A 25002-nucleotide genomic window follows, 5' to 3' on the forward strand; every position below is an offset into this window, starting at 1 on the left:
TTACGCCTTTTTAGTCTCCATACATATTTAAAACTTCTTTCGCACGTATACGTAAACCATCTATTAATTCTTTCGGTTCTAAAACTCGTGCATCTTTTCCAAGTCTATAAAATAAAGGGGTAATAAAGTTAATTTCACCTTTATCAATTGTTGAATGTATATATCCTGTCCCGTCTGCGTTTATTACCACGAATTCTTCAAGGTAAGGAACGCTTTTACATTGGCGTACGCCTTCAGTCGTTAATAAAACATGTAACTGCGTAGGGATGTGTACTATGTTAGAGCTAGAGGTAAACCACTCTTCTAAATTCATGAAAGTATCCTCATTTTCTTCTGTTGATAATATAGAAAGAATGCGATCAACACGATACAGTAGGACTTTTTTTCTACCATAGTCATAGGACGGCAAATACCATAAACCATCGTGAGCATATACACCGATGGGATGAACATGTTTTGTTTTTATCCCTGATTTAGATTCGTATTGAAAGTGTAAATTTTTATTTTCAATAGCCGCGGTTAATACTTCGTTTAAAAGAGGTGTATCAATTGTTCTCTTCGGATTCCAAAAAGAGATATAAGATCGTATTTTATCAACTTTCGCTTTCGCATCATGTTGTAGGGAGCTATACAGTTTATGCGTAACGGAATTGATTTCTGTGTTAAAAGGCAAGTCTCTGTAGTAGCTTAAAGACTGAAAAGCAAAAAAGATGGAGACTGCTTCTTCTTCGGTAAATAAAATGGGGGGAAGCATGCTGTTTGTTAATACTTTATATCCTCCGTTGCGACCTTGTTCAGCGTAAATGGGTAACCCCATATCACTTAAATCTAAAATATATCTATGGACCGTACGAACGGAAATATTAAATTCATCAGCTATTTCTTGAGCTGTAAATGTTTTTTTCGTAGAAGCAAATATAAGAATGTCTAGTAAACGTTTTGCTTTTGACAAGGATATCACCTTTTTCTTTTTTAACATGACATAAGTTGTCATGTTTTATGGTTAGTATAGTGCTTATAAGATGATTTTATCAATAGAAGCTGTAAGGAGGAAAAGATATGTCACGTGAAATTGTTTTATTTATTGCAGCGAGCTTAGATGGATTTATCGCGAAAGAAGATGATGATTTAGAGTGGTTAATGGAAACAGAAGGTGAGGGAGACAACGGTTATACAGAAATGTACGAAACAATTGATACGATAATTATGGGAAAGAGAACGTACGATTATGTGGTAGAGCATACGGAAACATTCCCGTACCTAGATAAAAAATGTTATGTTTTTTCTAATTCAGAAAAAGGTTCAAACGAGCATGTAGAGTTTGTAAATGAAGATGTATTAGAGTTTACAAAAAGGTTGAAAGAGCAGGAAGGATCTAAAATATGGATGGTCGGTGGAGGGAGTCTACTGAGAGGATTTTTTAAGAATAATTTAATTGATGAATATGTTGTTACGATTACACCTCACATATTAGGTTCTGGAGTTCCGTTATTTAAAGAAAAGAATCCAGAAATTCATTTAACTTTAACGGATACGAAACGTTTTGGCCAATTCGTAAATTTATATTATAAAGTAAAGTCCTAAAGGATAAGAAAACACGACTATTGATGATAGTCGTGTTTCTATATAGATGGCAATGAAATTGTAAAGCAAGATCCGTGATCAATTTCACTTGTGACAGTAATATTCCCGCCGTGTAGTTCTACGATTTCTTTTACGATGGAGAGCCCTAAACCAGTGCCTCCTGTAGCTCTAGAGCGCGCTTTATCAACACGGTAAAAGCGGTCGAAAATGTGAGGGAGGTCTTCAGGGGGAATACCTTCTCCCTTGTCCTTAATTTTGATGGAAATATGTTTATGTTCTTCTGTAACAGAAATATTAATATGGGAATGTTCTTTTGAATGTCTATACGCGTTATTTAAAATGTTAGCCATAACTTGTTCAAAGCGCTGCTCATCTAGCTTTACTAAGAGTGAGGAAGGACATGTGAAAACAGCTTTAATTTGTTTTTCTCCGTACATCACATTTATTTTTTCAGTGATGCGAGTAAGGAAGGGGTGTAAATGCACTTCCTGTACTTGAATGAAAAAGTTATGCTTTTCCATTTGAGCGAGTGAAAATAAATCTTGGACTAAGTTTGTAATATAATCAGACTCGTCTTTTATAATGGATAAGTATCGTAAACGTTGCTCTGGAGGTGTGCTTTCTTTTAATGCAATGTCAGCATAACCTCTTACGTACGTTAATGGTGTTCGTAATTCGTGAGCAACACTCGCTAGAAATTCACTTCGCTCTGTTTTCATATAATGTAAATCATTTGCGAGAGTTTGGATAGATTGTGCTAGTTCACCAATTTCGTCATTTCGAGTAGTCGTTAATGAAACTGATAAATCGCCCTTACTCATTTTTTCAGTCGCTTGTTTCATGTGTAACAATGGTTTTGTTAACACACGTGATAATAGAAAAATGGTGATGGCTGTTAATAGGAAAGTAATGACTCCAGCGATAATGAATTGTCTTGTTAGCCCGTTGACCATTTCTTCGATTGATTCCGTCCCGAGAAACATATATACATAGCCTTCCGTTTTTCCTGCCACTACAATTGGGCTAACTGTACATATATAATTAGATGTTTTCCAATGATTCTCTATAATTGCTCCATCATGATCTGTTCGTGTTTGCATTCCTTCAATATGTTTTTTTATAGTAGTATTTATTTCATTGGATTTAGCTAGTATTTCCTTATTTGCATTTGTAATAATAACAGTGGTTTCGGCTTCGGACTCCATTAGTGCAACATGGGAGATTGTTTGCTTATCAAAATACTTTTCAAGGACATCTCGGTGACTATTTCCACGCTTCAATAAAGCTGTCATTTCTTCATTTACTCTATTGTTTACAAGGCTATAATAGAGCAAGACAAATAGAACACTTTCGATTAAAAGTGTAACAATTAGAAAATAAAATCCGAGTTGAATAGAAATTCGCTTCATCGTTTTGCTCCTTAGTTTTCAATATCAATCCATCGATATCCTACTCCGTAAACAGTTTTTAAATGGTGATCAATGGGGAAATTTACTTTTCGTAATTTATCACGTAAATTACGAATATGTGAATCGACTGTTCTATCTTCTGTATTTGTATTTAATCCCCAAATTCGTTCAATGAGCTGATCACGGCTTAATACGTAGTTCACATGACGTAAAAATAATCCGAGTAAAGAGAATTCGATTGGGGTGAGAAGAAGTTCTTCATTATGGACAGAAATGAAATGCTTGGCCTCATCCCATAAAATGCCGTGATATTGGATTTGTGCATGTTGATTGGTTCGGCGTAAAACAGCTTCAATTCTTGCGAAGAGCTCCTCTTCGTGGAATGGTTTCGTCACGTAATCATCTGCTCCAAGTTTTAACCCTTGAACGACATCTACCGTTTGATCACGAGCAGTTACCATAATGATAGGAACGTTACTAAATGATCGAATTCTTTTGCAAGTTTCCCACCCATCCATCTTTGGCATCATAATATCGAGTAAAACAAATTTGAAGTTTCGATTTTCTATATGTGAAATAGCTTCTTCTCCGGATACTGCACATACGCAGTTATATCCGATTGGAGTAAGATAAAGCGTTAATAATTCAAGCATTCTCGGTTCATCATCTACGAGTAGTATATCGATCATAGAGTACCTCCGCATTTGTAGTTATTACTTAAATTGTAAGTCAAAATCATGAAGAAATGGTGCAGATTATAATGCATCTGCATAATTTCTTCAGAATTGCTTGTTATTGTAAAGTTGAAATTCCATTTTAGGTAATAATATTGGCTCGAAAACGAATAATACGGAGGCGATATAGTGAAAAAGATGACCCGAATTTTGGGGATAACAATAATTGCAGCAGTCGGTCTTGCGGCATGCGGACAAACGAATACAGATCATAAAAATCATGAATCTACAGAAGAGACGAAAACAGAGCAAAAGGAAATGAAAATGAATCAGGAGGTAACTGCGCCGAAAGAAATGAATCAAGGTGCATCGAATGATTTATTAACGACAAGTTTAAAAAATGTAACGAGATTAAATACAAATGATCCTTTGCAAATGGCAGTATTAACTTCACAAACGATATGGCCAGCAACGCATAAAGAGAATCAGCCAGGCGCTATTATTTTAGTGCCAGTGAACGAGTGGCAATTAGGTATTGCAAGTGCGGATCTTATTCATCATCCGAATAACGGACCGATTTTATTTATAGAAAAAGAAAAGGTACCCGAAATGACGTTAAAAGAAATAAAACGATTAAATCCGCTCGGAACGAAAGATGGAACGCAAATTATGGTGATGGGGGATGTAGGGGCATCTAGCCTAGAGCAATTAAAAGAATATAAATTAAAGCAAATAAAAGAAACGGACCCAGCTAAATTTGCTAAAGATGTTGATAAAGAATATGCCGATATAACAGGAAATTATCCAAATAGCGTTATTATCGGTTCGTCTGAAGAAGAAGGACGTTTATATACAACACCAGCTGTAAATTGGATTTCTCATATGCCAGAACCTCTTCTATATACTGAAAAAAATAAAGTGCCAGAAGCGACAATAGAGGCATTAAAAATGAGAAAAGATAAAGCAAATATATATGTGTTAGGACCAGAAAAAATCGTTTCGAGAGAAGTAGAAAAAGAGTTAAGTAAATACGGGAAAGTAACGCGTATTAGTGGGGAGACTCCAACAGAAAATTCGGTTGCATTTGCGAAATTTAAAGATGAAAAAACGAAATTTGGCTGGGGATTCACAAAACCAGGTCACGGTTTTTCATTTGTTTCAAGCAAAACACCAGACTTAGCAATTGCGGGAGCACCGTTTTCACATATGGGTAAACATGCCCCTGTTGTTTTGCTTGAGGAAGGAAAAGCAAAACAACCAGTTTATGACTTCCTTGCTACTATTCAGCCGAAGTTTAAGGATGACCCAACGCTTGGACCGTATAACCATGGTTTCCTATTAGGAAGTACTAGTGATATCTCATTTGAAACACAAGGTATATTGGATGAGAGGTTAGAAATTGTTCAGGAAAGTGGTCAAGGTCACGGTGGACATTAATGAAATGAGAAAAGACGCTGCTAAGGTAGCGTCTTTTCTTTAGGAAACTTTTACATAGCACAACATCCTTTGCTCGTTATATAATAGCCTTCGTGCAGTCGGCCTTGATTTTCTTACGGAGAAAATCAAATGATAAAAGAGTAGAGGAGTGTTACTTTGTTTCAAACTATAAAAAATGAATGGTTCTCAAATATGAGAGGGGACGTGCTATCGGGGATTGTTGTTGCTTTAGCATTAATTCCTGAAGCGATAGCTTTTTCTGTTATTGCAGGTGTAGATCCGACCGTTGGGTTATACGCCGCTTTTTGTATTGCGGTTACAATTTCGTTTGTAGGCGGAAGACCAGGGATGATCTCGGCGGCAACAGGTGCGATGGCGTTATTAATGGTCACTCTTGTGAAGGATCATGGTTTGCAATATTTATTTGCTGTGACAATAGTAACAGGTATTGTTCAAATTATTTTTGGAGTGTTCAAGCTGAGCTCATTTATGAAGTTTGTTCCTAAATCCGTTATGAGTGGTTTTTTAAATTCACTTGGAATTTTAGTTTTTACAGCGCAATTGCCGCATTTTAAAAATGCAACTTGGCAAATGTATGCACTTGTCGCATTAGGACTTGCAATTATATATTTATTTCCACGTATTACGACGGCTGTTCCGTCTACACTTATTTCAATTATTATTGTGACAAGCATTGCACTTATGAGCGGATTACAGTTAAAAACAGTAGGGGATATGGGAAGCTTACCGAAAGAATTACCGTTCTTTAGTATTCCTGATGTTCCATTTACACTTGAGACATTAGCAATTATTTTACCGTATTCAGTTATGCTAGCGGTTATAGGTTTACTAGAGTCATTATTAACGGCGTCGGTTTTAGACGATATGACACATACGGAAAGTAATAAGCATAAAGAGGCACGTGGACAAGGGATTGCGAACGTTGTTGCTGGTTTCTTCGGAGGAATGGCAGGATGTGCAATGATTGGACAATCTGTTATTAACATTAAATCAGGTGGTCGCGGGAGATTATCGACGTTTGTAGCCGGTGGTTTTTTAATCGTATTGCTATTTGTTTTAGGTGATTACGTTGTTCATATTCCGATGGCAGCTTTAGTTGCAGTTATGATTATGGTTTCGATTGGGACGTTTGATTGGAACTCTGTAGCGACGATTCATAAAGTACCAAAAGGAAACGCATTTGTTATGATCGTAACAGTTGTGATTGTCCTAATTACACATAATTTAGGATTAGGTGTAATTATCGGAACGATAATTAGTGCAGTTTTATTTGCATTCAATATGGCAAAGATTCACGTGAAACATTTGTATATTGAAAATAAGAAAATATACGAAATTCACGGCCAACTATTCTTCGCATCTACGGCAGAGTATATAAATGCTTTTTCATACAATGAAGATGTGAAAGAAATTGAGATGAACTTTACTAACGCACACGTATGGGATGATTCAGCAGTAGCGGCAATTGATAAAGTTATCATGAAATATGAACAGAACGGTGTGAAAGTAAGGATCACAGGGTTAAATGAACGTAGCTCGAAGCTCGTTGCAAATTTAGCTACTTATAATAAGAGAATTGCTAGTTAGAAGCCTCCTTTTTAGGGGGCTTTATTATATAATACGGGTAGGATAACGAAAAGGGGATTCAGCATATGTACAAACAAATTTTATTAGCATGCGATGGTTCTGAACATGCACTTCGAGCAGCCGAGCATGCAACATATATTGCGAAATTTAACGAAGAAACACATGTTGAAGTTGTGTACGTAGTAGATAATAGAACGGCAAAGTCAGATATTATACAAGGACAAACGGATTTAGAAACAATATCAGCTAGTCGAAAAGATAAATTAAAAGAGATTGAGGGTTTATTAAAGAAAGAGAACATTTCCTACAAAATTACGATTCTACATGGCGATCCAGGAGATACGATTGTTCAATATGTAAATACAGGAGATATAGATCTTATTATTGCTGGGAGTAGAGGGCTAAATACACTGCAAGAAATGGTGCTTGGTAGTGTAAGTCATAAAATAGCAAAACGTGTGAAATGCCCGGTGATGATTATAAAGTGAAGCTTTAATCAGTGGGGGTTTTGTTCATCCCCGACCTAACTTCTTTGCTTTCACTGAATTTTGAGGTGGGGGTCTTACTGCCCGGCGAATAGCGGGATAAAATAAGTTGAGTGAGATATTATGTAGTGTAAGCAGGACCTTGATATAATTCGAGGTCTTTTTTGATGTATTAAGAGGGAGAATATGGACAGAATATATATAAGTTTAAAAAAATGTTAACTTACAAATTTGTAAGTTAGCTGTCAGCGAAATCGATGTTATGAAATTTTCCCCATTGATACAATAAGAATATCAAAGGGGATATAGGGAGGATGGAAGGTATGAAATCATTTCAAAATTTGTCTTATAGCCAAGGGGTAAGCTTAATTTGTTTAGGTGGATTTGCTGGATCTGTTATGTTAGCTGTTTTAATAAAGATGTTTCAGCAAATGTTTTAATCGTATGAATAGAAGGGAAATGATTAATATAAATAGCAAGAGAAGAACGATAAATAAAAAATAGCTCTTAGCATGTAAGTAAATGCTGAGAGCTATTTTTATGTTTATTTTTCTACACATTATATTTTGTTTAAACTTCTTTTGATTTAGCAGATCCTGTATTTAAAGTAAGAGCAAGGAAGAACATTGCAAGCACACAAGAAGCAAGGAGCAAAATGAATCCGCCGTCCCATCCGAATCCATCTACAATAAAGCCCATAGCTGCGCTAGCAAAAGTAGCTCCCCCTAGGTAACCGAAGAACCCAGTTAACCCAGCGGCAGTTCCAGCAGCTTTTTTGGGTGCTAAGTCAAGCGCGTGAAGACCAATTAGCATAACAGGTCCGTAAATTAAAAATCCAATGGAAACAAGTGCGATACTATCAATGATTGGATGCCCAGCAGGATTTAGCCAGTAAACAAGAACGGCAATGAATACACCGACCATAAATAGAATGCCAGCAGGTGCGCGGCGCCCTTTAAATAGTTTATCACTCATCCATCCGCAAAGAAGTGTACCTGGAATACCAGCCCATTCGTATAGAGCATAAGCTGTACGTGAGCTACTGTGAGTAAAGCTTTTTTCTTCTACTAAATAAGTAGGAGCCCAGTCTACAACGCCGTAACGAACGAAATAAACAAAGACGTTAGCGATAGCGATGTACCATAAAAACTTATTGTTTAATATGTATGTAAATAAAATTTCCTTTACCGAAAGTTCGCGTTCACGGTCCGCTACTTTTTCATCTGATGGATATTCCCCAGTATGTTCTTCAATAGAAGGTAATCCGCAAGATTGAGGTGTATCTCTCATCGTAATTAATACATAAATCCCCACCAAAATTGAAAGAATACCTGGGAAGTAAAATATACTTTTCCAGTCATTTGCAAAGAAATATAAGCCTAATGTAACGAGAGAAGGCATAAGCGCGCCGCCGACATTATGAGCGACGTTCCAAATAGACATTTTTGTACCACGTTCACTAACGGAGAACCAGTGAACCATCGTACGACCACAAGGAGGCCATCCCATACCTTGTACCCATCCATTTAAAAACTGAAGTACAAACATAAGTATAATGCTCGTTGTAATGAAAGAAAATGAGCCGAAAATAATATTAATGATACCGGATAAAAATAGCCCAGCTGCTAAAAAGTAGCGAGGATTACAACGATCGGATACGATACCCATAAGAAATTTACTTAATCCGTAAGCGATAGATACTGCTGAAAGGATAACCCCAAGTTCCCCTTTACTAAAGCCCTGTTCGATTAAGTATGGCATTGCGAGTGAAAAGTTTTTTCGAACAAAGTAGTAACCCGCATAACCGATGAAGATGCCTAAGAATACTTGCAAACGCAATTTGCGGTATTCGCTATCAGTGCGGTCAGCTGGTAAGCGTTCTGCGTGGGGCGCAGGTTTAAATAATTGTGTGAAAAACATAAAATGAAAATCCTCCCCTAATTAATTGGAAGCGTTTTAAGACAGAGAGAATACAAAAAGGCTATGAAATATAAAAAAGTTCCCTTTTTTATGATTCATAGCCATATACTCCGATTCTCCGTGACTGTCAATATTAACTTCGACGAAAATTATACAACTTTGTGACAAAAATGTAAACGTTTTTATAAAGAAAGTTGTTGACGTATTTTGTTTGCGGGATTAATATTTAAATACGTTAAATATTTTATTGCTTAAATAAGAGGTGGATAACATGCCAAATGATATGACTCATATTGATAAGATTCAAGCTCTTACATTCGCTATAGGAAAGAAAATGCAAACAGAGCTATTAGAACAAATGCAAGCATCAGGACTTACACCACCGCAGTTTTATATTTTAAAGATTTTAGATCATTACGGAGCTTCAAGAGCGACACAATTGGCGGAGAAAATGTACGTGAAACCGAGCGCGATTACAGTAATGACTGATCGTTTAATTGATCATGGGTTAGTAGAGCGCTATCACGACGATAATGATCGCCGCGTTGTTGTCATTGAGCTAACGAAGAAGGGGAAAGCTACAGTAGAAGAAGCGATGGCGGCTCGTAATGAGCATATTGCAAAATACTTCTCACACTTAGAATTACAAGAGAGAGAAGATTTGTTGCGCCTCTTTGAAAAGCTAGAAACAATTATTTGCGGGAAACCAGAGAAAAAAGAGAAAAAAGAGAAAAAAGAGAAAAACTAAGAGGAATTGAGGAGATTACATGGAGCAACAAGAAAATCAGAATAGAAAGTTGTTGTTAATCGGTTTAGTAATCGCAATGCTATTTGCTGCATTGGACGGAACAATCGTTGGTACAGCAATGCCGCGTATCGTCGGTGAACTAGGTGGATTAAGTTTAATGACATGGCTAACAACAGCTTACATGTTAACATCAACAACGGTTGTACCGATTGCAGGTAAATTAGCGGATTTACTTGGGCGTCGTAACGTATATATAGCAGGATTAATTATCTTTATGGTTGGTTCAGCGTTATGTGGTATGGCAAACGGTATGACAGAATTAATTATTTTCCGTGGTATTCAAGGTCTTGGTGGCGGTATTATGATGCCAATGGCTATGATTATTATCGGAGATATGTTCACGGGAAAAGAACGTGCTAAATGGCAAGGTATTTTTGGAGCTCTATACGGTCTTGCCTCTGTAATTGGACCACAAGTTGGTGGTTGGATTGTAGACGCAGTGAACTGGAGATGGGTATTCTATATTAACTTACCAGTTGGTATTTTAGCGACAATCTTCATTGCAATGGGATTAAAAGCACATAAACAAACAGGACCAATTAAAATTGATATCGCTGGAATCTTCACGATGATTCTCGGTGTTGTAAGTTTATTACTTGCGTTAACGTTTGGTGGGAAAGATTATGCATGGGGTTCTTGGCAAATTATCGGGTTATTTGCACTAGCTGCCATTGGTATTGTTAGCTTTGTTATCGTTGAAATGAAGGCTAAAGAACCAATTTTACCGATGCACTTCTTTAAAAACCGTACATTTACACTACTGAATGCGATCGGTTTCTTTATGAGTATCGGAATGTTTGGAGCAATTATGTTCGTACCGTTCTTTATGCAAGGAATTGTAGGCGTAAGTGCTGCTGAATCAGGAACGATTATGACACCGATGATGATTACAATGATCGTTATGAGTATTATTGGTGGTCAGCTTGTATTAAAAATTGGTGTGAAACCACAAATTATTACAGGGATGCTTATTATGGCTAGTGGTTTCTGGTTATTAACAACGATGGATATGCACACAACTAAGCTTACCGCTACTTCTTATATGATGGTTATCGGTTTAGGAATGGGTCTTGTTATGCCGATATTAACATTAGCATTACAAGAAAGCTTCCCGAAAAAAGATCTTGGCGTTGTAACATCATCAAGTCAATTCTTCCGTCAAATCGGTGGAACGTTTGGGATTACAATTTTAGGATCAATTATGAATAACACTTCAGGCACAACGTTAACAAATAAATTAGTACCTGTATTAGACACATTCCCAAAAGAAGCGGGACAAATGGTAACAAAATTTAAAGATATGATTCATACAGATCCACAAAGTTTATATTCTATGCTATTTAGTCCAGAGGCATTAAAACAAATGCCAGAAGCATTTTCTAATAGCATCGTACCAATTTTGAAAAGCTCTTTAGTGGACTCACTTCATACTGTATTCTTAACAGGATTGGTATTTATCGTAGTAGGTGCTATCTTTACGATTTTCTTACAGAAAATTAAACTGTCTGATCGTAAAAAAGGTGCTGAAGAGCCTGCTGTAGAAGAAAAGGAAAAAACTGTATCATATTCGTAATAAAAAAGCATCGCCTTATGGCGATGCTTTTTTTGAGTATAACCTTAAAAGCTTTTTAGTTAGAAATGATTGACGTATTTTTATAAATGCGTTATATTATTTTCTGTAAACGGTTACATGAAATGAGGAGAAAAGAGAATGAGTACGATTAAAGACGTTGCAAAATTAGCAGGGGTATCTGTTGCGACCGTTTCCAGAGTGTTAAATAAAAATGGATATGTCCATGAGGATACATTAAAGAAAGTAGAGCGAGCAATTGAAATGCTAGATTATAAGCCTAGTACAGTAGCGCGTTCTTTATATAATAAAAAGTCTCGTTTAATTGGCTTAGTTGTTCCAAATATCGTGAATCCATTCTTTCCGGAAGTTGCACGTGCTGTAGAAGATGTAGCACATAAGCAAGGTTACACAGTTGTACTTTGTAACTCTGATGAAAATTTAGAAAAAGAGAAGCAATACATTGATGTGCTTAGACAAAATAATGTGGACGGATTTATTGTAGCAACGAATCCACAAAATAGTGTTAATTACATGAATTTGTCTATTCCAGTTGTTGCGATTGACCGTATGTTTAATGAGCGCATTCCTACTGTATATGCAGATAACTATGCAGGGAGTCAGGCGGCGACAAAGTTATTAATAGACAAAGGGTGTAAACATATTGCACATATTCGTGGACCGCGTGATGTGAGCACAGCTAATGAACGTTTTGAAGGTTTTGTAGACGTTATTACGCAAAATAATCTTTCTTATATGATTGCAGAGAGTACATTCGATCCAGCTAATAGTGAACAGGTAGCGGTGGAATTATTAGAAGAATATCCACATATTGATGGAATTGTTGCTGGGAATGATTTAATTGCAATTGGTATTGTAAAGGCTGCACTTCAAAAGGGAATTTCTATTCCAAACGATTTACAAATTATTGGATTCGATGGAATTTCTTTAACTGAAATGATGTATCCATCTATTACGACTGTTGCACAGCCAATTTATGAAATGGGGAAAATTGCAACAGAATTGTTGTTAGAGCAGATGGAAGGAAATCCATTAGAAGAGAAACACTATCGTTTACCGATTGAAATTATAGAACGAAATACAACGAAGTAAGGAGATGAGACAGATGCCAAATATTGCAGTAGTAGGTAGCATTTCAATGGACTTAGTGGCTGTTTCAAAAATACGGCCGAAAGCAGGAGAAACAGTAATTGGTGAAGCGTTTCATACGATACCAGGAGGAAAAGGGGCCAACCAAGCAGTTGCTGCAGCTAGATTAGGAGCAAATGTAGCGATGGTTGGTGCAGTAGGAAATGATGATTACGGAACAGTAGTTAGAAAAAATTTGGAGAACGAACGCATTTTTATCGACTATGTGGTACCGGTTACAGATAGGACGACAGGAATCGCTCATATCGTTTTAGCAGAAGAGGATAACAGTATTGTTGTCGTACAAGGAGCAAATGCTCTTGTAAATGAGTCGATTGTAGATCGTTCAAAAGACCTTATTGTAAAAGCAGATATGGTTGTTCTTCAACTAGAGATTCCGCTTGAAACAGTAAAATACGTTCTGGCTATTTGTGAGGAGCATAAAATTCCAGTTATGTTGAATCCGGCTCCAGCACAAATCTTATCAGAAGATATTTTAGAAAAAGCGACTTATATTACGCCGAATGAACATGAATGCCGCATCGTATTAAATGATTTCACATCACCAATTGAAGAGTTACTTGCGAAATATCCAAATAAGCTATTGATGACGGAAGGGTCTAACGGTGTTCGTTTCCATAACGGAACGGAAGTTGTTCAAGTTCCAAGTATTGCTGTAGATGTAGTAGATACGACTGGAGCTGGTGATACATTTAACGGCGCGCTAGCAGTTGCACTTTCTGAAGGAGAAATACTTCAAAAAGCAATTCGTTTTGCGAACATTGCTGGTGGTCTTTCTGTAACGAAACTTGGGGCACAGGGCGGTATGCCAACGAGAGATAGAGTTCGTGAAGTGCAGGTGATTGTCGGATGAAAAAACACGGTGTATTAAATAGTGAAATTGCGGCGGTCCTTGCTTCACTTGGACATACAGATACGATTGTAATTGCTGATTGCGGGTTACCTATTCCTGATGGAGTAAAACGAATTGATTTAGCAGTTGAAATCGGAAAACCTAGTTTTTTAGACGTATTACAAGTTGTTGCTGATGATATGGCAATTGAAAAAGTGATGTTAGCAGAAGAAGTTATTATAAATAATGCAGAGGTAAATAAAGAAGTTGAGATGCGATTAATAGAGCCAGCATTTGAATATGTGTCTCATAAGGAATTTAAAGAGCATACAAAGAGAGCGAAGGCGATTATTCGTACAGGAGAAGCAACGCCTTATGCGAATGTTATTTTACATGCAGGCGTGATTTTTTAATAAAGGGATGTGATGAGAATGCATATTGAAATGAAGAACATTTCAAAAGCGTTCAGTGGTAATCCTGTTCTAAAAAACGCACAGTTTATGATTGAAACAGGAGAAGTCCATGCATTGATGGGGGAAAATGGAGCGGGGAAATCGACGCTCATGAAGATTTTAACAGGTGTATATAAAAAAGACAGTGGAACAGTCATGATTGATGGGAAAGAACGAACTTTTAAAAATGCGAAAGAAGCTGAAGAGTATGGTATTGCATTTATCCATCAAGAGTTGAACATATTACCGAATTTAACGGTAGCTGAAAATATGTTTCTTGGAAAAGAGTTAATGTATGGGAAAACGGGCATTTTACGTACGCGTCAAATGAACGCGATTGCCCAGCAACAATTAGCAGATCTTGGTCTACATGTGAGAGGTGCTATGCTAGCAGGTGAATTATCAGTTGGACAACAGCAAATTATTGAAATTGCTAAAGCATTAATGACAAAGGCGAGCGTTATTATTATGGATGAACCTACAGCAGCATTAACAGATCGCGAAATTGAAACGCTGTTTATTGTTATTAATAAATTACGTAAAGAGGGCGTTTCATTCGTTTATATTTCACACCGGATGGAAGAAATTTTTTCAATATGTGATGCCATTACGATTTTGCGTGATGGAGAATATGTAGGGAAGAGATTAATTCCGGAAACATCATTTGATGAAGTAGTTAGCATGATGGTGGGGCGCAGTATTGGTCAACGTTATCCAGAGCGAAATAGTCAAATTGGCGAAGTGATTTTTGAAATGCGTAACGGAACGAAAAAGGGGAAATTTGAAAATGTTTCGTTTCAAGTTAGAAAAGGTGAAATCCTTGGTGTTGCGGGCTTGATGGGAGCTGGTCGCACGGATATTATGAAAGCAATATTTGGATATGAACCGCTCGATTCAGGAAAAATTTTCATGAATGGACAAGAAGTAAAAATTGATAGTCCAATTGATGCGATTAGACAACGAATTGCCTTTATTACAGAGGATAGAAAATCTGAAGGGCTTGTGTTAGATTTTTCGATTCGTGAAAATTTAGCTTTACCAAATTTAGAAAGTCTTTCAAAGGGAAGCGTTGTTAATAAAGGTTTAGAACAGCAATTTACAGAGGATATGATGAAGCTTCTTAATGTGAAAGCAGCAAACGGAGAGCAAGCTGTAAAATCTCTTTCTGGTGGAAATCAGCAAAAGATTGTAATTGCAAAATGGCTAGGTATTCATCCGCAGTTACTCATTTTAGATGAGCCAACGAGAGGTGTAGATGTTGGGGCTAAAAAAGAAATTTACTCTATTATGAATAAGCTTACTGAGCAGGGTGATGCCGTTATTATGGTATCGTCTGAGCTTCCAGAAGTTTTAGGAATGAGTGATCGTGTTCTCGTTATTCATGAAGGGAAAATCGGTGGTATTTTAGAGAAAGATCAGGCATCGCAAGAGTCTATTATGGCACTAGCTACAGGGGGAGAGTAAGATATGGCTAAGAAGGGGAATGTATTACAACAACTTGGTTCTTTAATTGGGTTAGTATTAATTATCGTGGTAATTACAGCTTTAAATCCAGCATTTATTGAAATTCCAAATTTATTTAATATACTGCGCCAAGTATCGATTAATGCACTCATTGCATTTGGAATGACCTTCGTTATTTTAACAGGGGGTATTGACTTATCGGTAGGTTCTATTTTAGCATTATCAAGTGCACTTGTTGCCGGAATGATGGCAAGTGGCATGGATCCGTTCCTTGCAATGGTAGTTGGATTATTAGCAGGTCTTGCAATGGGGATTGTAAACGGCATCATTATTGCGAAGGGAAAAGTAGCTCCGTTTATTGCAACTTTAGCAACAATGACTATTTTTCGCGGGTTGACGCTTGTTTATATGGACGGACGTCCGATCACTGGTCTTGGTGATCATTTAATGTTCCAAATGTTTGGCCGTGGTTATTTCCTTGGTATTCCTGTGCCAGCCGTTACAATGATGATCGCTTTTGCAGTACTGTACTTTATTTTAAAGAAAACAACGTTTGGTCGCCGTACGTTTGCGATTGGTGGAAATGAAGAAGCGGCAGCTTTATCAGGTATTAATGTTACGAGAATTAAAGTAATGATTTACGGTCTTTCCGGAATTTTGGCAGCGCTTGCAGGTATTGTCTTAACATCAAGGTTAGATTCTGCACAGCCGACTGCTGGTACTTCTTACGAATTGGATGCAATTGCTGCAGTTGTGTTAGGAGGAACGAGTCTTTCAGGTGGAAGAGGATGGATTGTTGGTACATTCATCGGTGTGCTTATTATTGGTGTACTAAATAACGGTTTAAATTTATTAGGTGTATCTTCTTTCTTCCAACAAGTTGTAAAAGGACTTGTAATCTTACTAGCTGTACTAATTGATCGTCGAAAAGAAGCGTAATGGAGGGGCAATTCATGAAAAAATGGTTACTGATACTCGTTGCATGCATCATGGTAGTTACTGCTGGTTGTTCAATGGAACCACCAGATTGGGCAAAGGATTCTAGCGATAAAGGTCGAAATAAAACTATTAAAGTTGGATTTTCTGTTTCCACTTTAAATAATCCATTTTTCGTCACGTTGAAAAAAGGTGCAGAAAAGAAAGCAAAAGATAGTGGCATTGAACTAATTGCTGTTGATGCACAAAATGATGCAGCGAAGCAAACAAACGATGTTGAAGATTTAATTCAAAAAGGTGTCGATGTAGTTGTTATTAATCCAACCGACTCAGATGCTGTTGCTTCAGCGGTAAGTGCAGCCAATGCAGCCAATGTTCCTGTTATTACAGTAGACCGAGTTGCGAATTCAGGTAAAGTTGTTTCTCACATTGCTTCTAACAATGTCGAAGGTGGTCAAATGGCTAGTGATTACATTCGGGAATTAGTTGGTGAAGGAACAAATGTTGCTGAGTTAGAAGGAATCCCTGGATCGTCTGCTGCTCGTGAGCGTGGGAAAGGATTCCATAACGTAGCTGATAAGTCTTTAAAAGTAGTAGCAAAACAAGCAGCTGATTTCGATCGTGCAAAAGGGCTATCCGTTATGGAAAATATTTTGCAAGCAAATAGCGATATAAAAGCAGTGTTTGCTCATAACGATGAAATGGCATTAGGCGCACTTGAGGCGTTGAAATCTGCTGGCAAAACGGACGTAGTCGTTGTTGGATTTGATGCAACGGACGATGCTGTAAAAGCGGTTAAAGATGGGCGCATGGCAGCAACAGTCGCTCAAAAACCGGAATTAATCGGAGAGAAGGCGATGGAAACAGCGAAAGAAATAACACAAGGTAAAAAAGTGGACAAATTTGTTCCGATTGAATTAGAGCTTATTAAGAAAAAATAAATAAATATAAAATGAAAATTAGGAAGGAAGAATAACAAATGAAATTTTTTATTGATACAGCAAACATTAACGAAATTAAAGAGGCAAATGCATTAGGTGTAGTAGCTGGAGTAACGACAAATCCATCACTTGTAGCAAAAGAAGGCGTAGATTTCCATGAGCGTATTCGTGAAATTTGCAGCTTTATTGAAGGACCTGTAAGCGCAGAAGTAATTAGCTTAGAAGCTGATAAAATGATTGAAGAAGGAAAAGAGTTAGCAAAAATCGCTCCAAACGTTGTTGTAAAAGTTCCAATGACAACAGAAGGCTTAAAAGCAGTAAAAGCATTCTCAGATTTAGGAATTCGTACAAACGTTACATTAGTATTCTCAGCAGTGCAAGCATTACTTGCAGCTCGCGCTGGTGCGACATACGTTTCACCGTTCTTAGGTCGCCTAGATGATATCGGTCATAACGGTATGGACTTAATTCGCCAAATCGCAGAAATCTTTGCAATTCACGGCATTGAAACAGAAATCATTGCAGCATCTGTACGTCACAGTGTTCATGTAACAGAAGCAGCATTAAACGGTTCACATATTGCAACAATCCCAGCAAACGTAATCGCTTCATTAGTGAAGCATCCATTAACAGATCAAGGAATTGAGAAATTCTTAGCTGATTGGGAAAAAACACAAGAGAAATAATACGAAATGGAGAACCCAAGTTTAATTAACTTGGGTTCTTTTTTTTGTTTGAAAGAATTTTCATGCAATTGTGCATATTGTCTTTTAAATTTTTAATATAAGCTATTTAATATATACAAATCACTCTTTATTTTTCACATTTCGACATAAAAAAGATAGAGGGTCTGACCAGAAAACTGGAGGGCATGATTCTATAACAGAAAGCTTATTTCTTATAGAATCATGTCTTTTATTATACAAGGGAGGATAGATTACGTATTTTTATCTGAAGTTTAAGATTGATACAAGGGGATGAGTAAAATGAGAAAAAAAGCGCCATTTAAAGTGTTGTCATCATTAACGATCGCGACACTCATCGGATGCTCAGCTGTAATGAGTGCTCCGTTAGCATACGCAGAAACGCCAGCAAAAGAAAGTGTGTCTACAACGCCAATTGATCATAATTTAATTCAAGAAGATCGTTTAGCAGAAGCGCTGAAAGAAAGAGGAACGATTAATCCAGCCTCTTCTAAAGAAGAGACGAAAAAGGCTGTAGAGCAATATATTGAAAAGAAGCAAGGGGATCAGGCAAATAAAGAAATTCTTCCGGCGGATACTGCTAAAGAGGCATCTGATTTCGTGAAAAAAGTAAAAGAGAAGAAAATGGAGGAAAAGGAGAAAGTAAAGAAACCTGAAAAAAATGTGAGTCCTGAGCAAAAACCAGAACCAAATAAAAAACAACTGAATGGACAAGTCCCAACTTCTAAAGCAAAGCAAGCGCCGTATAAAGGGTCTGTTCGAACTGATAAAGTATTAGTATTACTCGTTGAATTTAGTGATTATAAACATAATAATATTGATCAAACACCAGGATATATGTATTCGAATGACTTTAGTAGAGAGCATTATCAAAAAATGTTATTTGGTAATGAACCGTACACATTATTTGATGGTTCAAAAGTAAAAACGTTTAAACAATATTATGAAGAGCAGTCTGGTGGAAGTTATACGACAGATGGATATGTAACGGAGTGGCTAACTGTTCCAGGAAAAGCGTCTGACTACGGTGCTGATGGTAGTAGTGGTCACGATAATAAAGGACCAAAAGGCGCACGTGATTTAGTGAAGGAAGCTTTAAATGTGGCAGCTGAAAAGGGATTAGATTTATCTCAATTTGATCAATTTGACAGATATGATACAAATGGTGATGGTAATCAAAATGAATCTGATGGTGTAATTGATCATTTAATGGTAATCCATGCTGGTGTTGGTCAAGAAGCTGGTGGCGGTAAATTAGGTGATGATGCGATTTGGTCACATCGTTCAAAATTAGCAACAGATCCAGTAGCGATTGAAGGTACAAAATCAAAGGTAGATTACTTTGGTGGAAAAGTAGCAGCGCATGATTACACAATTGAACCGGAAGATGGAGCAGTAGGTGTATTTGCGCATGAATTTGGACATGACCTTGGCTTACCGGATGAATATGACACGAAATATACTGGAATGGGTTCACCTGTTGAAGCGTGGTCATTAATGAGTGGAGGTAGTTGGACAGGGAAAATTGCAGGAACAGAGCCAACTAGTTTCTCACCACAAAATAAAGACTTCTTACAAAAGAATATGGGCGGCAACTGGGCAAAAATTTTAGAAGTAGATTACGATAAAATTAAGAGTGGTGTAGGCGTTCCTACATATATTGATCAAAGTGTTACGAAATCCAATCGTCCAGGCGTTGTACGTGTTAACTTACCAGGTAAAAGTGTTGAAACGATTAAACCGGAGTTTGGAAAGCATGCATATTATAGTACAAGAGGAGATGATATGCATACAACACTAGAGACACCATTCTTTGATTTAACAAAAGGAACAAATGCAAAATTCGATTATAAAGCAAATTATGAGTTAGAAGCAGAGTGCGATTTTGTCGAAGTGCATGCTGTAACTGAAGATGGAACGAAAACATTAATTGATAGATTGGGAGAAAACATAGTCCAAGAAGATAAAGATACAACAGATGGAAAATGGATTGATAAATCATACGATTTAAGTCAATTTAAAGGGAAGAAAGTTAAACTACAATTCGACTATATTACAGATCCAGCTTTAACATATAAAGGTTTCGCAATGGATAATGTAAATGTAACAGTTGATGGACAATTAGTATTTTCAGATGACGCAGAAGGACAGTCTAAAATGAAGTTAAATGGATTCGTTGTTTCTGATGGGACAGAACAGAAACCCCATTATTATTATCTAGAGTGGAGAAACTATGCGGGATCAGATAATGGATTAAAAGCAGGGAAAGGTCCGGTGTACAATACAGGTCTTGTCGTTTGGTATGCAGATGATAGCTTCAAAGATAACTGGGTTGGGGTGCATCCAGGTGAAGGATTCCTTGGTGTTGTAGATTCACATCCAGAAGCATTTGTTGGCAATTTAAACGGAAGACCAACTTACGGTAATACAGGTATGCAAATTGCAGACGCTGCATTTTCATTTGATCAAACACCAGCATGGAGTGCAAATTCATTAACACGTGGACAGTTTAACTATTCTGGATTACAAGGTGTTACAACTTTTGATGATTCAAAAGTATACAGCAACAAACAAATTGCTGACGCAGGACGCAAAGTTCCAAACCTTGGTCTTAAATTCCAAGTTGTTGGACAAGCAGATGATAAGTCTGCAGGTGCTGTTTGGATTAGACGTTAATAAAATAAAAGCACATTCTTCATATGAAGAGTGTGCTTTTATATTTGTACATTAAGTTATTATTTTAGCTTGTGTAATACAACTGTTTATCTATGTGTAGTGTATCAAATTATGTGGGGAAAGGAAATATTTCCGAGGAAATTGTCGAAGTATCGTTGGTATTTATTTAGTTTCTTTTTTAAAGAGAGAAAGTAGTATTGCTGTTATAAATAAGTTTATTTACAGTATTACTTGGTTATATGCAAAATTAATATATATTAGGCGAAAAAAAGACAATGATGGAATTAACCCATCATTGTCTTTTTTACTTTGCTTCTTACATAAATCATTCCAGCAAATGTTAATAAAAATGCAGTTCCGATAACGAAGCTAGCGCTAGGTGATGCCCCGATTGCTCCAACTGTAAAGGATCCAGCGACAACTCCTAATGAGAAGAATGCATAAAACAATCCGAATGCTTTCCCTCGGTTACCATCTGTCGTATTTTCAACAAGTAAAGCATTAATTGCTGGGAAGAGGATAGCGAATCCAATTCCATAAATCATCATAACGATAAAGAGCATGCCTTTTGTTGCAAATAATCCGAGTAAAGATAACGCTAGTGCCATTACTGCAATCCCGATTAGCATTAGTTTTGAACGATTAAATCGATCGTAAATGCGATTTGTTGGAAGTAAGAAGAAGAGGATAGCGGTAATTCCGAATACACTTAACATCATGCCTGTTGTAGATGCTTTAAGTGCTAACGCCTCAACTTTTACTGGTAACATATACGTGACAATTCCTTGTGAAAACATTAGCGTGAAAGCACCAATATATGCTTGCAATAACGGTTCAGATCTCAATAGCTCAATCATATCTTCTTTGTTCATCATTTGAGTTCTTGATGTATCTTTTCTTGATACGTTATTTGGTAAGAAGAATAGGGATACGATTGTACCAAGGACCATTAAAATAGAAATGGTAATGAACACCCACTCTATACCAGCTGTTGCTTTCATAATGCCACTAAAAGCAGGTCCTACGATTGCCGCTGTTCCAACGGCAGCACCAGATAGAGCCATTGCCTTACCTTGCTTTGCTGAATTTGTTTGCTTTGATAAAAATGTAAAGGCAGCAGGAATTAAAAATCCGTCACTAAAACCGTGCATAAAGCGCACAACTAATAGTTGTTCACCACTTTGAACAACGGTGTATAACAAGACTATGAAACTCGTAATTCCCATGCTTATATAAAGGATTTTTTTTGCACCAAATTTATCGACAGCGGCTCCAGCAATAATATTACCGATCATATTAGCGAATGAGTACATACCGACAACTAGCCCGATAACAAGAGGAGTTCCTCCAAGGCTTTGAGCGAAAGTACTCATAATAGGTAATTGTGAAAATGTATCTAAAAACGCTACGATAACAATAAAGTAAATAAAATATTTCAAGCGATATTCACCTCTCCTATGCTATTATGGCATAATGCTAATTTCAACTGCAATGAAATTAGCATTAACAGATGTGGAAAAAAGTACAAAGTGACAAAACATTGAACGTTATTTGTTAAAATTTAGTGGGAATGAGATTGTTTTTTTGAAATATATGGATAGAAGTATTATAATAGATTTGTAAACTTCACTAGGTTAAGTATATACATAGAGAGGGATGTTTAAAATGAAAGCATTACTTTGGCATAATCAACGTGATGTACGAGTAGAAGAAGTACCAGAACCAACTGTACGACCAGGAGCAGTGAAAATTAAAGTTAAATGGTGTGGTATCTGCGGGACAGACTTGCATGAATATTTAGCAGGGCCAATTTTTATTCCAACAGAAGAGCACCCATTAACACACGTAAAAGCACCGGTTATTTTAGGTCATGAGTTTAGTGGTGAGGTAGTTGAAATCGGTGAAGGCGTTACTTCTCATAAAGTGGGAGATCGCGTCGTTGTAGAACCAATTTATTCTTGTGGTAAATGTGAAGCTTGTAAACACGGACATTACAATGTTTGTGAACAACTTGTTTTCCACGGTCTTGGCGGAGAAGGCGGCGGTTTCTCTGAATATACAGTAGTACCAGAAGATATGGTTCATCATATTCCAGACGAAATGACGTATGAGCAAGGTGCGCTTGTAGAACCAGCAGCAGTAGCAGTTCATGCAGTACGTCAAAGTAAATTAAAAGAGGGAGAAGCTGTAGCGGTATTTGGTTGTGGTCCGATTGGACTTCTTGTAATCCAAGCAGCAAAAGCAGCAGGAGCAACTCCTGTTATCGCAGTGGAACTTTCTAAAGAACGTCAAGAGCTAGCTAAATTAGCAGGTGCTGATTACGTATTAAATCCAGCAACTCAAGATGTACTAGCAGAAATTCGTAACCTAACAAATGGTTTAGGTGTAAATGTGAGCTTTGAAGTAACAGGTGTTGAAGTAGTACTTCGTCAAGCGATTGAAAGTACAAGCTTTGAAGGCCAAACTGTAATTGTTAGTGTATGGGAAAAAGATGCGACAATTACTCCAAACAACCTTGTATTAAAAGAAAAAGAAGTTATCGGTATTCTTGGATACCGTCATATCTTCCCAGCTGTTATTAAATTAATTAGCTCTGGCCAAATTCAAGCAGAGAAATTAATTACGAAAAAAATCACAGTGGATCAAGTTGTTGAAGAAGGATTTGAAGCACTTGTAAAAGATAAAAAACAAGTAAAAATTCTTGTTTCACCTAAATAATATATAATAGAAGAAAGTAGCCCTTGTCTAGAAATAGAAAAGGGCTACTTTTTTTCTATACTGAAAAGTGGTAGACTTTCCTTTAACTAAAGGTATTTTGTTTGGAAGGGGAAGTCTAATGCTTTCATTCATGTTGACATTGAAACGGATGTTAAAAGCTTGTTTACGAGCGTGGAAAGATAAAGAATTTCAAGTATTATTCGTATTAACATTTTTAACATTAACATCTGGTACGATTTTTTATAGTACAGTTGAAGGATTACGTCCTCTTGATGCTTTATATTTTAGTGTGGTCACGTTGACGACTGTCGGTGATGGGAATTTTAGTCCGCAAACTGATTTTGGAAAGGTATTTACGATCTTATACATATTTATCGGGATTGGATTAGTGTTTGGATTTATTCATAAATTAGCAGTTAATGTGCAACTGCCAAGTATATTATCGAAAAGAAAAAAAGAGTAAAGCGGTTAATCGCTTTACTCTTTTTTTACATTAATTTAGACAAGTATTTGCAGTAGCTTAACAATACTTTATTAAAATGTAAGTGTATTCATTCATTACGTTCACTATGTATAAAGTTATAGTGATATGAACATTTGCATATTTTAATTTATTGATAGAAATTTTGTGAAAGGTGGGATATTCTAGTCATAGGTTAACCGGAAGACATCATAGGATCCTAACAAAATATGAACAATAATTCAATTATAAAATGGAGGATTTCAGATGAAAAAGAAAGTTCTTGCTTTAGCAGCAGCTATTACGTTAGTAGCGCCATTACAAAGCGTTGCATTTGCTCATGAAAACGATGGAGGACAGAGAGTTGGAGTTATTCCGCGCTGGTCTGCTGAAGATAAGCATAAAGAAGGCGTAAACTCTCATTTATGGATTGTAAACCGTGCAATGGATATTATGTCTCGTAATACGACACTTGTAAAACAAGGTCAAGTTGCACTATTAAATGAATGGCGTACGGAGTTAGAGAACGGTATTTATGCTGCTGACTATGAAAATCCTTATTATGATAATAGCACATTTGCTTCACACTTCTATGACCCAGACAATGGGAAGACTTATATTCCATTTGCAAAGCAGGCAAAGGAAACAGGTGCTAAATATTTCAAACTAGCTGGTGAGTCATACAAAAATAAAGATATGAAACAAGCATTCTTCTATTTAGGATTATCTCTTCATTATTTAGGAGATGTAAATCAACCGATGCATGCGGCAAACTTTACAAATCTTTCGTATCCACAAGGATTCCATTCTAAATATGAAAACTTTGTAGATACGATAAAAGATAATTATAAAGTAACGGATGGAGATGGATATTGGAACTGGAAAGGTACAAATCCAGAAGATTGGATTCACGGAGCGGCAGTAGCTGCGAAACAAGATTACTCTGGTATTGTAAATGATAATACGACAGATTGGTTCGTAAAAGCAGCTGTATCACAAGACTACGCAGATAAATGGCGCGCTGAAGTTACACCAATGACAGGTAAGCGTTTAATGGATGCACAACGTGTTACTGCTGGATACATCCAGCTTTGGTTTGATACGTACGGAAATCGTTAAGTATTTGAAAAAGGTCAAATCTCAGAATAGAGTAT

The 25002-nt window shown here is 36.8% G+C and carries 23 protein-coding genes; 18 read left to right on the top strand and 5 right to left on the bottom strand.

Annotated features, from left to right (window positions below; genetic code table 11):
- Positions 1–10: 10 nt before the first annotated feature.
- Positions 11–994, bottom strand: coding sequence for a helix-turn-helix transcriptional regulator (locus tag JFT89_RS21025; protein ID WP_002063783.1), 984 nt, complete (start codon positions 992–994; stop codon positions 11–13).
- 65 nt (positions 995–1059) lie between these two features.
- Here JFT89_RS21025 and JFT89_RS21030 point away from each other — a divergent pair, with 65 nt between their 5' ends.
- A complete protein-coding gene (locus JFT89_RS21030; protein ID WP_002010525.1) occupies positions 1060–1584 on the top strand; it encodes a dihydrofolate reductase family protein in 525 nt (174 codons plus the stop codon).
- A gap of 38 nt (positions 1585–1622) precedes the next feature.
- Here JFT89_RS21030 and JFT89_RS21035 read toward each other — a convergent pair whose 3' ends face one another.
- Together JFT89_RS21035 and JFT89_RS21040 are read right to left on the bottom strand one after the other, a co-directional pair.
- Positions 1623–2993 carry a sensor histidine kinase gene (locus JFT89_RS21035; RefSeq protein ID WP_002063785.1) on the bottom strand — a complete coding sequence of 457 codons (1371 nt, stop codon included), beginning with the start codon at positions 2991–2993 and terminating at the stop codon, positions 1623–1625.
- Between the two features lie 11 nt (positions 2994–3004).
- Positions 3005–3682 carry a response regulator transcription factor gene (locus JFT89_RS21040; protein ID WP_002029819.1) on the bottom strand — a complete coding sequence of 226 codons (678 nt, stop codon included), beginning with the start codon at positions 3680–3682 and terminating at the stop codon, positions 3005–3007.
- A 174-nt stretch (positions 3683–3856) separates the two neighbouring features.
- On the opposite strand from JFT89_RS21040, the gene JFT89_RS21045 reads away from it, so the two are divergent.
- The 4 genes from JFT89_RS21045 to JFT89_RS21060 all read left to right on the top strand — a co-directional run bounded on the left by JFT89_RS21045 (position 3857) and on the right by JFT89_RS21060 (position 7637).
- On the top strand, positions 3857–5104 hold the full coding sequence (locus JFT89_RS21045) for a cell wall-binding repeat-containing protein (RefSeq protein ID WP_201040551.1): 1248 nt from the start codon (positions 3857–3859) through the stop codon (positions 5102–5104).
- A gap of 156 nt (positions 5105–5260) precedes the next feature.
- Complete coding sequence (locus JFT89_RS21050) at positions 5261–6712, top strand: SulP family inorganic anion transporter (protein ID WP_016097228.1); 1452 nt, start codon at positions 5261–5263, stop codon at positions 6710–6712.
- Positions 6713–6777: 65 nt separating this feature from the next.
- On the top strand, positions 6778–7200 hold the full coding sequence (locus JFT89_RS21055; RefSeq protein ID WP_002010593.1) for a universal stress protein: 423 nt from the start codon (positions 6778–6780) through the stop codon (positions 7198–7200).
- Positions 7201–7520: 320 nt separating this feature from the next.
- Positions 7521–7637 carry a DUF4027 family protein gene (locus tag JFT89_RS21060; RefSeq protein ID WP_002125236.1) on the top strand — a complete coding sequence of 39 codons (117 nt, stop codon included), beginning with the start codon at positions 7521–7523 and terminating at the stop codon, positions 7635–7637.
- 130 nt (positions 7638–7767) lie between these two features.
- Here JFT89_RS21060 and glpT read toward each other — a convergent pair whose 3' ends face one another.
- Positions 7768–9117, bottom strand: a complete 1350-nt coding sequence (glpT, locus tag JFT89_RS21065; protein WP_002063790.1) for a glycerol-3-phosphate transporter — start codon at positions 9115–9117, stop codon at positions 7768–7770.
- 271 nt (positions 9118–9388) lie between these two features.
- Between glpT and JFT89_RS21070 the strand changes: the two genes are divergently transcribed.
- The 10 genes from JFT89_RS21070 to inhA2 all read left to right on the top strand — a co-directional run bounded on the left by JFT89_RS21070 (position 9389) and on the right by inhA2 (position 20670).
- Positions 9389–9865, top strand: coding sequence for a MarR family winged helix-turn-helix transcriptional regulator (locus JFT89_RS21070; protein WP_078176722.1), 477 nt, complete (start codon positions 9389–9391; stop codon positions 9863–9865).
- A 19-nt stretch (positions 9866–9884) separates the two neighbouring features.
- Entirely contained in the window at positions 9885–11498 is a 1614-nt protein-coding gene (locus tag JFT89_RS21075; RefSeq protein WP_201040552.1) for an MDR family MFS transporter, read from the top strand.
- A 138-nt stretch (positions 11499–11636) separates the two neighbouring features.
- The gene (gene rbsR, locus JFT89_RS21080) at positions 11637–12608 is read left to right on the top strand and encodes a ribose operon transcriptional repressor RbsR (RefSeq protein ID WP_002029805.1); all 972 of its coding nucleotides are present in this window, start codon (positions 11637–11639) and stop codon (positions 12606–12608) included.
- A gap of 13 nt (positions 12609–12621) precedes the next feature.
- Positions 12622–13518: a ribokinase gene (gene rbsK, locus JFT89_RS21085; protein WP_201040553.1), complete on the top strand. Its 897-nt coding sequence runs from the start codon at positions 12622–12624 to the stop codon at positions 13516–13518.
- A complete protein-coding gene (gene rbsD, locus JFT89_RS21090; protein ID WP_002125248.1) occupies positions 13515–13910 on the top strand; it encodes a D-ribose pyranase in 396 nt (131 codons plus the stop codon). The genes rbsK and rbsD overlap by 4 nt, the downstream gene beginning before the upstream one ends.
- An 18-nt stretch (positions 13911–13928) precedes the next feature.
- Positions 13929–15413, top strand: coding sequence for a ribose ABC transporter ATP-binding protein RbsA (rbsA, locus tag JFT89_RS21095; protein ID WP_002063794.1), 1485 nt, complete (start codon positions 13929–13931; stop codon positions 15411–15413).
- Between the two features lie 3 nt (positions 15414–15416).
- On the top strand, positions 15417–16352 hold the full coding sequence (locus JFT89_RS21100; protein WP_002029798.1) for an ABC transporter permease subunit: 936 nt from the start codon (positions 15417–15419) through the stop codon (positions 16350–16352).
- A gap of 14 nt (positions 16353–16366) precedes the next feature.
- Complete coding sequence (gene rbsB, locus JFT89_RS21105; protein ID WP_002159286.1) at positions 16367–17290, top strand: ribose ABC transporter substrate-binding protein RbsB; 924 nt, start codon at positions 16367–16369, stop codon at positions 17288–17290.
- Between the two features lie 38 nt (positions 17291–17328).
- Positions 17329–17976, top strand: a complete 648-nt coding sequence (gene fsa, locus JFT89_RS21110; RefSeq protein ID WP_000667669.1) for a fructose-6-phosphate aldolase — start codon at positions 17329–17331, stop codon at positions 17974–17976.
- Between the two features lie 300 nt (positions 17977–18276).
- On the top strand, positions 18277–20670 hold the full coding sequence (inhA2, locus tag JFT89_RS21115; protein WP_201040554.1) for a M6 family metalloprotease immune inhibitor InhA2: 2394 nt from the start codon (positions 18277–18279) through the stop codon (positions 20668–20670).
- 284 nt (positions 20671–20954) lie between these two features.
- Here inhA2 and JFT89_RS21120 read toward each other — a convergent pair whose 3' ends face one another.
- A complete protein-coding gene (locus JFT89_RS21120) occupies positions 20955–22109 on the bottom strand; it encodes an MFS transporter (protein ID WP_016097234.1) in 1155 nt (384 codons plus the stop codon).
- Positions 22110–22335: 226 nt separating this feature from the next.
- Between JFT89_RS21120 and bdhA the strand changes: the two genes are divergently transcribed.
- From bdhA to cerA, 3 genes are all read left to right on the top strand, one after another.
- On the top strand, positions 22336–23388 hold the full coding sequence (gene bdhA, locus JFT89_RS21125) for a (R,R)-butanediol dehydrogenase (RefSeq protein WP_016097235.1): 1053 nt from the start codon (positions 22336–22338) through the stop codon (positions 23386–23388).
- Positions 23389–23506: 118 nt separating this feature from the next.
- Complete coding sequence (locus JFT89_RS21130) at positions 23507–23851, top strand: potassium channel family protein (protein ID WP_000948238.1); 345 nt, start codon at positions 23507–23509, stop codon at positions 23849–23851.
- Positions 23852–24115: 264 nt separating this feature from the next.
- Positions 24116–24967 carry a phospholipase CerA gene (gene cerA / locus JFT89_RS21135; protein WP_002063800.1) on the top strand — a complete coding sequence of 284 codons (852 nt, stop codon included), beginning with the start codon at positions 24116–24118 and terminating at the stop codon, positions 24965–24967.
- Positions 24968–25002: the final 35 nt, after the last annotated feature.

It is taken from the genome of Bacillus sp. TH25 (genome assembly GCF_016650935.1).
In the GTDB taxonomy this organism is placed as follows: Bacteria; Bacillota; Bacilli; order Bacillales; family Bacillaceae_G; genus Bacillus_A; species Bacillus_A mycoides.